This window comes from Pseudomonas sp. MHK4 (assembly GCF_054600775.1).
Genome location: NZ_BAAIAK010000006.1, coordinates 122,623 through 135,636 on the forward strand (window position 1 = coordinate 122,623; position 13,014 = coordinate 135,636).

The following is a 13,014-nucleotide window of genomic DNA, read 5'->3' on the forward strand; positions in this document are numbered from 1 at the left end:
GGGTTCAAGGCTCCCTCCCTGCAGGCACCACGGATAATATCCGTTCAAAGGCCTGCGCACCGTTCCAGCGTCCCGAAAGCCACCCATGGGTTTTCCAGCCGCCCGCGCACCGCGATCAATTGACTCCATAAGACGTCTGAAGCATCGGCCTGCTCCAGGAGTCGCCAAACGCGCGCCTGAAGCATCGGATAAGCGACACGGAAGTCTGGGGTCAGGCTCAACCTGTCTATTGCGCTCAAGAACCGCGTACCGGAGGGTTTTCCTGCCAGCCGTTGCCAAAGTGCTTGCCGGGATTGTTGCAGCGCTGCGTCGCAGTCTCGCAGCCATGCCATCGGCTGCCCATAGTCAGCGCCTGGCGCGCCCAGCCATAAACTGATCCCCGTTTGCTCGCGATGAGCGATCAGTCGGCGCAGCGTGTCCTCGTCCGTCAATGGATTGCCCCACAGCAGCACACGATCCACCGAGACAGCCTGGTTCATCACCGCGGGCGGAATCCGCGCAATGTGGTTATCACGCAAATCCAGTGTGATCATATAGGGCTCGTGGTTGATGCCGATCGGGCAAGAGGTAATCCGGGTGTTGTACAAGTTCAGCCGCCGCAAGTCATTCATCCCAAGCACCAGGGGGGGGACGCCCAATGGGTTGTCGCTCAGGTCCAGTGCTCGCAGCCTGACCAGCCCGCTCAACTGCGAGGCCGTCGCTTCGGTGAATTCCAGGCCGATGGCCTTGAGACTCAGCGACCTGAGATGTGTCATGCTGAAGATGGCCGTCGGCAGCACAGTCCGCCCATTGCCCTGGTCGTCGAATTCCATCAGTTCGGCACCTTCGAGATTCAGGGTCTGCAGGTTTGGAAAACACTCCAGGAACCCGCTCAGGGTTTCACGCTCGGCCACGTGGAAGTGCGACATCTGCAACTCGACGACATCGTTGAACCGTATGTTCATGACCGGCAATCGGTGATAGTCCTCGTACCCCAGGTGGAGCTTGAAACCCACGAGTTCCTCGCCTGAATAGACACGCAGGTCGTCTTTCGCACGCCTTTGCCAGATGTCTTTGAGCTCGTCAGCCAGCTCGATCCTGGTTTCCCGTTCGTAGTTGATCGCATTCTGGACCAGCTCTTCGTTATGCTCTTCGATCTCCTCATCCGCCAGTCCCTCTGCCCCGTCATCGTCTGCGTCGAGGAAGTCAATGTCCATGTCCTCAATGTCGTCCATCACCTGATCGATCCAGGCATTCAAGTCAGTGTTGAGCTGCTGGAACTGTTGTTTCAGCCAATCGATGTGTGCCTGCGCACCGCCACCGGTACGCTGTAGCAGCTCATCGGCTTCAGTATTGGTGAAATCCGGGTAGATCTCCTTGAGCTGCAGCCTCATCATTTCGTGCGTCACCGCTGCACCCTCCGGCGGACCGGGGAAACCGCCACCGCGCAGCCCTTGCGCCTCGAAGGGCACACCGCTGTCCATCCTGTGCAGTCCGCGCACCAATTCCGGGCGTGGCAATGCCTGCTCACTGACTTTCAGCCGCAACGCCAATGCCGGATCGACCGCAGACAATTGCAATGCCGAACGCTCGTCCTCGGACAAGACTTCGACCAGTGCTGCATAAAAATCCATCTGCCCGGCTCGCCCCTGGTAATGACCTGCAACCTTGATCAGTCGTCTGACGCTGGGGGCGTCAAGCCCGCCGGTACGATCGATCATTGGGCCGATGAGGGAGTGCTCGCGGACTTCAATTCGCAGGTTCTTTGGCCATCCGGGCAGATTTTTCAGCGAATGCAGGGCCAGCGTGTCCGCCTGCGCAGTGACCTGCGAGCGAATGTACAAGCCTTCATAGGCACGATTGAGCCGCACATGCTCCTGGTATTGCAGGGCCTTGTGGTTCAGCTGCTTGAACGCTTGACGGACACGGGCAGCGTCCACAGGGCTCTGGATGTCCACGCCATAGCGGTCGAGCATTTGTTCGATGGCGCTCCTGGGCAGGCCAGCGTATTGCCGCTGGAACATCCGGACCCACTGATGCTCCGAGCGCTGAAGCGCCTGGTAACGGGTGGAAAACAGCTCGGCGCGTGCGCTTTGTGACATTAGCGCTTGCTCCAGTTCCTGATCGATCCTGAAACGGCTGATGATATCGGCCAGCAAGGGCGTCGGCGGGCGCCCGCTGTGCATCAGGCGCAGCATGTCATCATCGATTGCACTGACCTTGCCGATCTGCGCCAGCACTTCATCGCTCAAGGATGCCACTGAGGGTCCGATTCCGCGAAGAAGCTCCACACGGTTCAACGTTGCAAGATCCGCTGGCGCTGGAGGGCCCGCGAGCGGATCCGGCAATGGCCTGGCGTCGCCCGGATTCAGGCCTGGTTCGCGGAGACGCCCGGCAATGCCGCCAGCCTCCGCAGCATCGCCCTTGAGCACTGCGCCTGCGCCTGCCAGCGGCAGCGCATTGAGCAAACCGAATACGGTGCGGGTGACACCCGCCGCTCGATCATCCGAAGTTGCACCGTTGACTGCCTGATCGAGACCATAACCGGCGTCGATGATGCCGGCCAGCGCCAGCAGCCCTTCGCCACCGGGGACGAACAGCGCCAGTGGACCGAACCGGTTGATCCACTGCACCACAGGTTCGACGACTGCACTCAGGTTATCCCGATTGACCTGTGCATCGTCACGGATGGTTTTGACACTGGCCAGGGAGGCCTCCTTCATGCTCAGCACCATCTGGGCAAACGGCTCTGCGCCTGCTGGCGAGTCATCGAAACCGACGTAGCGCGCAGGCTCCCAAAAACCGTCATCGTTGAAGAACCCCGCTTCTTTGGTCAGCCGGTGTTGCCGCGGATAGACCGCCATGCCATCCAGCGCCGTCAGTACACCGGCGTGAAAGGTGCCGTCCTTGCGGTCATCCTCGGCAAAGTGCTCAGCTAGGGCTAGTTTCGTCGCGTCACTTCTGCCCTGTTCCACCACCCATTGCTGCATTTGCCCGGCATCGTTGAAGACGTGCAGCGGCGAAGCGTTACCGGGGATGTACAAAGCAATCCGACCATCCGGATCACGCCAGCCCCAGATATCCTTCGCGGTGTAGCGATAAAGCTTCAGGCGACCCGACTTCGGCTTCAGTCTGCGGTCCGGTGCCTGCAGTTGTTCGAGTTTAAGTGTTGCCCACGCCTGATCAGGCGGCAGTCCTGCGGCCTGCAGGGCAAGCTCCAGGCCTTTTCGACTCAGGCTGCTCTCACGAAACTGTAGAAAAGCGGCCATGACAAAGGCGGCTCTGGCCGAGGTTTTCAGGGCGTGCGGCCGGGCTGCGACGATCTCGGCGTCCGCTGGCCAGGCTTGATCTAGATAGGCCTGGTACAGGCCCTGCAAATTCAGTCGCCAGACCCACTGCTTGAAATCGGCGGGCCTCACGGCGATTTGGGTGGCGGGCCCGTAGCCTTGCGGCACAGTCTGGCGATAGATGCCTTCGTAGCTGGCGTGGTTGCCGCTGCCAACATCGGCAAACTCGTCGACGTGCGCCACGATCCGTATCGACGGCCCGACGTCCGGTGGCGTGTACATCCCAAAGGCGGTTTCACCGAAGCGCCCGTCGCCCACGGTCTGATAGTTGGACAGCAATGCTTGCACCAGGGACATCGAACTCACCACCCGTCCCTGGTGGATGCCGTCCTGCGCAGGACGCCCTTTGAAATCGTAATCCAGCGTCACCAACTGCGCGGTCGCCGGATCAATGTCCTGGCCCCACTGTTGCCTGATCAAATACTCGCCAAACTGGCCAGGGGTTTGCGGCAGGGATATGTCCAAAGCAGCTTTGAGTTCATCGCGCATCCGCAGACGCGGAGCGGGTTCAGGGCTTGTAACAGTGTCGAGAGGGATTTCATTCATGGTGCATTCCATTGCGATCATTTCAGGAACATCACCATACCCGGCCCCGATCCCCGCGAAAGCGGGAGCTATCGTCAGGGACTCTAGGAAATTTCCCTTCTTCGCAAGGAATGTGGAGCGTCCTGAAAGAAAAAAACCGTGGGGTTATCCACGGTTTTTTTTTCAATGGCTAATGAAATTACCAGAAGCGTTGCTGGGTCAATCGGCTCCACCAACTCAGCAACACACGATCGACCGAACCGCTGGCCGCCATGCCAATGCGCTCTTGCAGGCTTTTGCGTTCGGCATAATGCAAGTGATAAAGCTCGGATTGCTTGGCGCGCTCGGCCAGGTACTCGTCACTGGTCTTCAGTTCGTCCACCAGTTGCTTGTCCAGCGCCGCAATGCCCAGCCAGATTTCACCGGTGGCGACTTCATCGATGGCCAGTTGCGGGCGATAGCGGGCAACGAAGTTCTTGAACAACTGGTGGGTGATGTCCAGGTCTTCCTGGAATTTCTCCCGCCCCTTCTCGGTGTTTTCGCCAAATACCGTCAGGGTGCGTTTGTACTCACCGGCCGTCAGCACTTCGAAGTCGATGTCGTGCTTTTTCAGCAGACGATTGACGTTGGGCAACTGCGCGACCACGCCGATCGAGCCGAGGATCGCGAACGGCGCGCTGATGATTTTCTCGCCAATGCAAGCCATCATGTATCCGCCGCTGGCCGCGACCTTGTCGATGCACACGGTCAGCGGTACGCCGGCCTCACGGATACGCGCCAGCTGGGAGGACGCCAGGCCGTAGCTGTGGACCATGCCGCCGCCGCTTTCCAGGCGCAGGACCACTTCGTCCTTGGGCGTGGCCAGGGTCAGCAGCGCGGTGATTTCGTGGCGCAGGCTTTCAGTGGCTGAAGCCTTGATATCGCCGTCGAAGTCCAGCACGAAAACCCGCGGTTTGGCCTCGTGCTGCTTCTTCTGTTTTTTCTCGCTCTTGACCTGGGACTTGCGCAAGGCCTTGAGCTGGTCCTTGTCGAGCAAGGTTTGCTCCAGGCGTTCGCGCAGCCCCTTGTAGAAATCATTCAGTTTGCTGACCTGCAACTGGCCGGCGGTTTTGCGTCGACCTTTGCTGCGCAAGGCCGCAAAGCTGGCCAGCACCACCAGGATGGCGATCACCAGGGTCACGGTCTTGGCCAGGAAAACGGCGTACTCGGACAAAAACTCCACAGGGACTCCTTAAACGTTGCGCGGCATGCAAGCGCGCGGGATACCACCAGCATACCCATGCGCCGCGCCTGCGACCAGCCGTGAAACCAATGGCAACAGGCCTGTAACGAGCATTTCAAACAAGCGTATGTTTTTTCATTGACAGCTCAGCGTCATCCCCATAACCTCGCCAAACCTTCAACGTACCGGGACGACGCGGACGTGGGCAGCATCTATTTGATTCGACATGGCCAGGCCTCCTTTGGTGCAGACGACTATGACGTCCTGTCGCCCACCGGTATTCGCCAGGCACAAATTCTCGGCCAGCACCTGGCGGAACTCGGTATCAGCTTCGATCGTTGCCTGTCGGGCGACCTGCGTCGCCAGCAACATACGGCCAACAGCGCGCTCGAACAATATGCCGCCGTGGGCCTGCCGGTGCCGATCCTGGAGACCGATTCGGCGTTCAATGAATTCGATGCCGACGCGGTGATACGCGCGCTGTTGCCGGCCATGCTGGCGGACGAGCCCGACGCGCTGAACATCCTGCGCAACGCCACACAGAACCGCGCCGAATTCCAGCGTATTTTCGCCCTGATCATCGAGCGCTGGCTCGCCGGCACCTATGACACCCCAGGCCTGGAAAGCTGGCTGGGCTTTGTCGAGCGGGTTCAGGCCGGTTTGCAGCGCATCCTCGAACGAGCCGACAACACCCAGAAAATCGCCGTATTCACCTCCGGCGGCACCATCACCGCCCTGCTCCACCTGATTACCCAAATGCCTGCCAAACAGGCCTTTGAACTGAACTGGCAAATCGTCAACACCTCGCTCAACCACCTCAAGTTTCGTGGTCGCGAGGTGGCCCTGGCTTCCTTCAACAGTCATGCGCACCTGCAACTGCTGAAGGCCCCGGAACTCATCACGTTTCGCTGAGTCCGGACTATTGTGACCCTGGCTGTAATCACCCAGCTCTAATTACCCTGCTCTAATTACCAGAAAAAGGATCAAACCATGACCTCCGTAGCAGATGCAGTACAAGCAATGAAAGCCAAGTTCAACCCAGCCGCTGCTGCCGGTCTGGACCTGGTCTTCGGTTTCCGCATCGACGACACCAAGAACTTCTCGCTGGTCGTCAAGGACAGCACCTGCGAGCTGCTGGAAGGCGAAAACCCGGACGCTCAGGTGACCCTGGTGATGGACGGCGAAACCCTGGAAGGCATCGTCAGCGGCGAAACCGACGGCATGCAGGCATTCATGGGTGGCAAACTGCGCGCTGAAGGCGACATGATGCTGGCGATGAAACTGTCCGAGTTGTTCCCGGCCTAAGCGCGCCGCTTGCGGCTTTCGCAAGCGCGCCTGGCTGCAAACGAATCCCGCCCCTTGTGGCGGGATTCGTCGTTTCGGCGTCTGAAAACGCCTGCCCGCGGATTTGCCGACTATATTCCTTCTGGCCGCATGCGGCGCTTTGCGCTGTTTGCCCTCAACTCACGTTGCGCAGAGCACTGACATGAGCCCACCTGAGGAACACCACGGCGTCAACCGCCGTCACGTACTGCAAGGTCTTAGCGCAGGCGCCGTCGGTGCCTGGATCAGCCCGCTGTTCGCAGGGAGTAAAACCATGCCAGACACCCCCGCCGACCTCATTCTCTACAACGGACGCCTGCACACCGTCGATCGCAAGAAACCCCAGGCCAGTGCCGTCGCCATCAAGGACGGGCGCTTCGTGGTGGTTGGCAGCGACGCTCAGGCCATGGCCCTGCAAGGTCCCGGCACGCAGGTCATCGACCTGCACGGGCGCACGGTGATCCCCGGCCTCAACGACTCGCACTTGCACCTGATCCGCGGTGGCCTCAACTACAACCTCGAACTGCGCTGGGAAGGCGTACCCTCGCTGGTCGATGCGTTGCGCCTGCTCAAGGACCAGGCCGACCGCACGCCAACTCCGCAGTGGGTACGGGTGGTCGGTGGCTGGAACGAATTCCAGTTCGCCGAAAAGCGCCTGCCCACCCTCGACGAGCTGAACAAGGCCGCGCCCGACACGCCGGTGTTCGTCCTGCACCTATATGATCGCGCGCTGCTCAATCGCGCCGCGTTGAAAGTGGTGGGTTATACCCGCGATACGCCGAACCCGCCGGGCGGCGAAATCCAGCGCGATACCAATGGCGATCCCACGGGCATGTTGATCGCCCGGCCCAATGCGATGATCCTGTACTCGACCCTGGCCAAGGGGCCGAAGCTGCCACTGGAGCACCAGGTCAACTCGACCCGGCAATTCATGCGCGAGCTCAATCGCCTGGGAGTCACCAGCGCGATCGACGCCGGCGGTGGCTACCAGAATTACCCGGACGACTACCAGGTCATCCAGCAACTGGCCAAGGACCAGCAGCTGACCGTACGCATCGCCTACAACCTGTTCACCCAGAAACCCAAGGAAGAGCTCACCGATTTCAAGAACTGGACCAGCACCTCGCGCTACGGCCAGGGCGACGATTTCCTGCGGCACAACGGAGCCGGGGAAATGCTGGTGTTCTCGGCGGCGGATTTCGAAGACTTCCTTGAACCGCGCCCGGACCTGCCGGCGAGCATGGAACAGGACCTGGAGCCGGTGGTGCGGCATCTGGTGGAGCAACGCTGGCCGTTTCGCCTGCATGCCACCTACAACGAATCCATCAGCCGCATGCTCGATGTGTTCGAGAAGGTCAACCGCGACATTCCGTTCGACGGCTTGCCGTGGTTTTTCGACCACGCCGAAACCATCACCCCGCAGAACATCGAGCGGGTCAAGGCGCTGGGCGGCGGCATTGCCATCCAGGATCGCATGGCGTTCCAGGGCGAATACTTCGTCGACCGCTATGGCGCCCAGGCGGCGGAACACACGCCGCCGATTGCCCGCATGCTGGCCGAAGGCGTACCGGTGGGCGCCGGCACCGATGCGACGCGGGTGTCGAGCTACAACCCCTGGACTTCGTTGTACTGGCTGGTCAGCGGCCGCACGGTCGGCGGCCTGGCGTTGTACCCGCAGGGCTTGAGCCGCGATACCGCGCTGGAGTTGTTTACCCATGGCAGCGCCTGGTTCTCGTCCGAGCAAGGCAAGAAAGGCCAGATCAAGGTCGGGCAGCTGGCGGACCTGATTGCCCTGTCGGGGGATTATTTCCATATGGAGGCCGATGGCATCAAAGGGATCGAATCGGTGCTGACCCTGGTCGATGGCAAGATTGTCTACGCCAGCGTCGAGTTCGAAAAACTCGGGCCGCCACCCATCCCCGTGGTACCGGAGTGGTCGCCAGTGGCCAAAGTGCCTGGGCACTGGAAAGCATCGGCACCGCTGACGGCTCAGGTGCATCAGTGTGTCGGGGCTTGTGCGGTGCATGCGCACAGTCATGAGCGGGCGCGCTTGTCGAATGCGCCGGTCAGTGATTTCCGTGGTTTCTGGGGTGCGTTTGGCTGCTCCTGTTTCGCGTTTTGACCGACAGTCTCGCTAGCATCGCAATCCAATGTGGGAGCGGGCTTGCTCGCGAAGGGGCCATGTCAGTCAACGCAAATGTTGACTGAACTACCGCTTTCGCGAGCAAACCCGCTCCCACATTGGATCTGCGTGGGGGGTGCATTTTTCATCGCTGAACACCACCTGTAGCAGCTGGTGAAGCCTGCTCCTACAATGCCAGCACTTCCCGCACCGGCCACCCCATGGACATCGATCTCGCCCGTACCTTCCTGGAAATCGTCCGCCACGGCAGCCTTGCCGCGGCGGCCGAGAAACTCCACGTCACCCAGACCGCGATCACCGCCCGGGTACAGAAGCTCGAAAGCCACCTGGGCAGCACGCTGTTCGTGCGCAACCGCGCCGGTGCCCGCCTGACGCCCAATGGCGAGGCCTTCGTGATCTATGCCAATCAACTGGTGGAAACCTGGGAAGCCGCACGGCGGGACTTGCCCTTGCCCGAGGGGTTCCACGACGTCCTGCACATCGGTGGCGAGGTCAGCCTGTGCAATCCGTTGATGCTCAGTTGGGCCGGCGTGCTGCGCGACAGGATTCCCGGCCATGCGCTGCGCATGGAAATCCGCGACGGCGAAAACCTGCTGCGCCAACTGGAGCTTGGCGTGCTCGATGCGGCGCTGGTCTATCAACCCGAGTACTGGCCACGCTTGCAGGTCGAGCAGATCCTCGAGGAAAAACTCATCCTCGTACGCCACCCCGAACGCTCCGAACCCTACGTCTACATCGACTGGGGCCAGCACTTTCGCCGCCAGCACGACGCCGCCCTGCCGGAAAAAGCCAAGGCGGCGCTCAGTTTCAACCTTGGCCCGCTGGGTTTGCAGTACATCCTCGAACACGGCGGCAGCGGTTACTTCCGCACCCGGGTGGTCCAGAGCTACCTGGAAAACGGCATGCTGGAACCCGTGCCCAAGGCCCCGGAATTCAGTTACCCGACCTACCTGGTCTACTCCCGCGACCGCGACTCGCCGGCGCTGCAACGGGCCTTCGACCTGCTGCGCGAGGTGATCAGGAGCGATGATGATTGGTCGCAGCGGTGGAATCCGCTGACTTGAGTAGGCTTTGCATACTGCACTGTTCTTTCGGGCGCCATCGCTGCGATGCGGCGACCCGACAAGCCAGCTCCTACAGGGGAACGCGTACCCACCCAACAACGAGGTCGAGCGTTAGCTCGCCTCGCTTTGGCTTTTGCTTTTGCTTTTGATCTGGCTTTTGATTTTCTTGCCCCATCGAGAGGCTTCGTTCCGGTTCTGCGCAGTGGGTAAACCGGCATGGATGCCGGTTTAGCCGCGCTGGGCCATGGATGGCCCAGCGCGGCGGGCCCACGGAGCAGGACCGGAGCGAGGGCATGCCGAGCATTAGCGAGGCACCGAACGCCAGGGGCAAGAGCCCTTGGTTACTTAGGGCCGGGCGGCGTTCCGTTCTTCCAAGTGACTCGCTGTAAGAGCGAAACCATAAGCGGCCGTTACCGCAGGAATGGATATGTACTCGGTTAGCAAATAATAGGTCGTCTGTCAGGACGCCATCGCCGGCAGGCCGGCTCCCACAGTAGATCGGGCACAGCCGCGAGAGATTGGTTGGCTGTGAGGCCGTCATCGCCGGCAAGCCAGCTCCTACAGTTTGATCGGGCACAACCGCGAGAGATTGGTTTGCTGTCATGCCGCCATCGCTGGCAAGCCCGCACAGTGGATCGGGTACAGCCGCGAGAAATGGGTCGTCAACAAAATCCAGCCCGGCCACCAGCCAAAACCGCGGGATCGGCTAATCTGCTGGAGATAACAAAAAAGACAGGTGATTGCAGTGAGGCAGACCACCGAAGCATTCCGTGCCCGTTACCGTTGCGACATCCATCCCCACTATAACCCTTGGCTGCATGGCACCTTCGTACTGGTGTTCGGCCTGGTGGCGATCAGCGCTTTCTGGAGCACCGTGCACCAGGTAAAGCCCCTTGAATGGCTGGCAGTACCGGTGGCGTTGCTGTTCTTCAATCTCATCGTGTACCTGGTGCATCGGCACCTCGGTCATCACAAAAAGAACTTCGCGCGGATGTTCTATGCCCGCCATGCCGGCGATCACCACAGCTTTTTCGCCCCCGGCCACATGACCTACGACAGCGCTCGCGACTGGCGGGTGATCCTGTTCCCGGCCTGGCTGATCGTGCTGCATACCCTGTTGATCACCCTGCCCCTGTGGTGGCTGCTCAAGGCCCTGGATGTAAACGTCGCCGGACTGGTTGGCGGCTGCCTGGTCCTGGGCTACCTGACCTATGAGGTGTTCCATGCCTGCGAGCATCTGCCGGCGCACAACCGCATCACGCGCCTGCCCTGGATCCGCCAGATGCGGCGCCTGCATGAACTGCATCACCGCCGCGAAATGATGCAGCAGCGCAATTTCAACATCGTTTTTCCGTTGATGGATTACCTGTTTGGCACCCTCTACTGGGAACCCGAACCGGAGCCGGCCTTCCAGCACCTGAGGAGAACGCCCATGACCCGCATGCGGCATCAGATCGACATCGCCGGCGACCCCATCGCCGTGCTCGCCTATGCCAGCACCGTGACCCACTGGCCGGACTGGCATCCATCGTCCCTCAGGATCAATGGCCAGAATGGACCCTTGCACGCCGGCGCGCGGTTCGAGGAGGACATCCGCGCCGGTGGGCGTGACGGGCACTTGAGCTGGATGGTCGATGAGTATCTGCCTGGACGCCGCTGGATTGCCCGGGCCCAAGGCGATAATGGCCTTTCATTGATTCTGACCTACGAATGCGCGGCCGAGGGCGATGCCACGCGCTTTGTTCGCACCCTGGACTACCACTTCAGTGGATGGGCGATGCGCATGGCCAACCCATTGCTGCTCAAGCGACGGATCGAGCGCGAATCGGCGGCGTCGATGCTGTCACTGCGCAAATGCGCGGAAAAACACCTGGCACCCTCAGGAGTCCGTGCGTGAGCCGAGCGATCAGGTTTCATCATTGGCTATTGCTGCTGATCGTTGCCCTCGTCGCCTTCCTGCTATTGATGCCGACCAAGGTCAAGCCCGTCGCCTGGACCCCGCAACCGGCACCGTCCCTCAGCAGTGGCCCATACGCGGACAACCAGCGCCTCAAGGGCATGGAACGCGTCGGCGCCGCGGACATCGACGGCCCCGAAGCGCTGCTCATGGAAAACAACGCGCTGATCACCGGGTTGCATGATGGTCGGGTCATTCGCACCAGCCTGGACGGTCAGGACACCAAGGTGTTGGCCGACACCGGCGGCCGGCCCCTGGGGTTGGCCCGCCACCCCAATGGCTTGCTGGTGATCGCCGACGCGGTCAAGGGCTTGTTGTCGCTGGACGCCCAGGGACGCCTGGTAGCATTGACCACCAGCGCCAACGGCGTGGCATTTGGTTTCACCGACGACGTGGTCATCGACAAGCCCGGGCACTACGCCTACTTCAGCGACGCTTCCAGCCGATTCGGCTACGGCAAGGACCTTGATGCCATCATCGAGCATGGCGGCGACGGACGCTTGCTGCGTTATGACTTCCAGACCGGCAAGACCTCGGTGCTGCTGGACAAGCTGGAGTTTGCCAATGGCGTCAGCCTGGGTCCGGACGACGCCTTTGTGCTGGTCAACGAAACCGGCGCGTATCGCATCAGTCGCTACTGGCTGAGCGGGCCGAACGCCGGCAGCCATGACCTGTTCATCGACAACCTGCCGGGGTTGCCGGACAACCTGGCCTTCAATGGCCGCGATCGCTTCTGGGTGGCGCTGTATGCGCCGCGCAACGCCTTGCTCGACAAAACGGCGGCGCACCCTTTCGCGCGCAAGATGATCGCGCGCGCGATGCTCGTCCTGCCCAGGCCAGTGGAAAAACGCGCGTTTGTGCTGGGACTGGACCTCGAGGGCAAGGTGGTCACCAATCTCCAGGACGGCAGCAGCGACAATTATTCGCCGATCACCACCGTGCGTGAGTATGGGCAGTGGTTGTATTTTGGCTCGTTAAAAGCGAAGAACATGGCCCGATTGCGGCTAAGCACGGCATTGCAATAAGCCTGTAGGAGCGTGGCTTGCCCGCGATGGCGCCCTGTCAGTCGATATCAATGTTGAATTTGCTGGCCGCATCGCGGGCAAGCCCGCTCCCACAGGAAATGTCGATGTCCGAATTACCTGGGATCCATCTCGCCATCGCGCACTGCATTATCGGTTTCTTCCCGTACCCGCTCCCGATCGATGTCAGCGCCGTCATCCTGATCCATGGGGATGGCACCTTCGTTGTTCGGTAGTTCATCTATTCCCGGCTCATCCTCAGGGTTGACGGTAGTGCGGCCGGGACTCAAGGGTTCTGGGTGGGTCGGGATGGGATCGTAGCCGCCCTGTTCTTCACTGGGGAATTTTGGATCAGTCATGAGGCACCTCGCATGTAGCCGCGTCATCGGGCTCCAAGCATTCGAGGTGCCGGTCAATATCGCCGTTCCAATT

The 13,014-nt window shown here is 60.8% G+C and carries 9 protein-coding genes; 6 read left to right on the top strand and 3 right to left on the bottom strand.

The window, feature by feature from the left end:
• Window positions 1–44: 44 nt before the first annotated feature.
• Both ACYP2Q_RS16990 and sohB read right to left on the bottom strand, forming a co-directional pair.
• Complete coding sequence (locus ACYP2Q_RS16990) at window positions 45–3,872, bottom strand: leucine-rich repeat domain-containing protein (protein WP_459731540.1); 3,828 nt, start codon at window positions 3,870–3,872, stop codon at window positions 45–47.
• A 178-nt stretch (window positions 3,873–4,050) separates the two neighbouring features.
• Window positions 4,051–5,073 carry a protease SohB gene (gene sohB / locus ACYP2Q_RS16995; RefSeq protein ID WP_459731541.1) on the bottom strand — a complete coding sequence of 341 codons (1,023 nt, stop codon included), beginning with the start codon at window positions 5,071–5,073 and terminating at the stop codon, window positions 4,051–4,053.
• A 201-nt stretch (window positions 5,074–5,274) separates the two neighbouring features.
• On the opposite strand from sohB, the gene ACYP2Q_RS17000 reads away from it, so the two are divergent.
• From ACYP2Q_RS17000 to ACYP2Q_RS17025, 6 genes are all read left to right on the top strand, one after another.
• A complete protein-coding gene (locus ACYP2Q_RS17000; RefSeq protein ID WP_459731542.1) occupies window positions 5,275–5,985 on the top strand; it encodes a histidine phosphatase family protein in 711 nt (236 codons plus the stop codon).
• Between the two features lie 78 nt (window positions 5,986–6,063).
• Window positions 6,064–6,378: an SCP2 sterol-binding domain-containing protein gene (locus ACYP2Q_RS17005; RefSeq protein ID WP_459731543.1), complete on the top strand. Its 315-nt coding sequence runs from the start codon at window positions 6,064–6,066 to the stop codon at window positions 6,376–6,378.
• A gap of 292 nt (window positions 6,379–6,670) precedes the next feature.
• Window positions 6,671–8,518, top strand: a complete 1,848-nt coding sequence (locus ACYP2Q_RS17010; protein WP_459731790.1) for an amidohydrolase — start codon at window positions 6,671–6,673, stop codon at window positions 8,516–8,518.
• Window positions 8,519–8,739: 221 nt separating this feature from the next.
• A complete protein-coding gene (locus tag ACYP2Q_RS17015) occupies window positions 8,740–9,603 on the top strand; it encodes a LysR family transcriptional regulator (protein WP_459731545.1) in 864 nt (287 codons plus the stop codon).
• 745 nt (window positions 9,604–10,348) lie between these two features.
• Window positions 10,349–11,500 carry a sterol desaturase/SRPBCC family protein gene (locus ACYP2Q_RS17020; RefSeq protein ID WP_459731546.1) on the top strand — a complete coding sequence of 384 codons (1,152 nt, stop codon included), beginning with the start codon at window positions 10,349–10,351 and terminating at the stop codon, window positions 11,498–11,500.
• Window positions 11,497–12,585, top strand: coding sequence for an SMP-30/gluconolactonase/LRE family protein (locus tag ACYP2Q_RS17025; protein WP_459731547.1), 1,089 nt, complete (start codon window positions 11,497–11,499; stop codon window positions 12,583–12,585). The genes ACYP2Q_RS17020 and ACYP2Q_RS17025 overlap by 4 nt, the downstream gene beginning before the upstream one ends.
• A 113-nt stretch (window positions 12,586–12,698) precedes the next feature.
• Here the strand turns inward: ACYP2Q_RS17025 and ACYP2Q_RS17030 are convergent, their stop codons facing one another.
• Window positions 12,699–12,941: a hypothetical protein gene (locus tag ACYP2Q_RS17030; protein ID WP_459731548.1), complete on the bottom strand. Its 243-nt coding sequence runs from the start codon at window positions 12,939–12,941 to the stop codon at window positions 12,699–12,701.
• Window positions 12,942–13,014: the final 73 nt, after the last annotated feature.

Excerpts from the sequence above, each read along its gene's own strand:
- ACYP2Q_RS17030 (WP_459731548.1), bottom strand. The coding sequence starts at position 12,941 with ATGACTGATCCAAAATTCCCCAGTGAAGAACAGGGCGGCTACGATCCC.
- ACYP2Q_RS17005 (WP_459731543.1), top strand. The coding sequence starts at position 6,064 with ATGACCTCCGTAGCAGATGCAGTACAAGCAATGAAAGCCAAGTTCAAC.
- ACYP2Q_RS17010 (WP_459731790.1), top strand. The coding sequence starts at position 6,671 with ATGCCAGACACCCCCGCCGACCTCATTCTCTACAACGGACGCCTGCAC.
- ACYP2Q_RS16990 (WP_459731540.1), bottom strand. The coding sequence starts at position 3,872 with ATGAATGAAATCCCTCTCGACACTGTTACAAGCCCTGAACCCGCTCCG.
- ACYP2Q_RS17015 (WP_459731545.1), top strand. The coding sequence starts at position 8,740 with ATGGACATCGATCTCGCCCGTACCTTCCTGGAAATCGTCCGCCACGGC.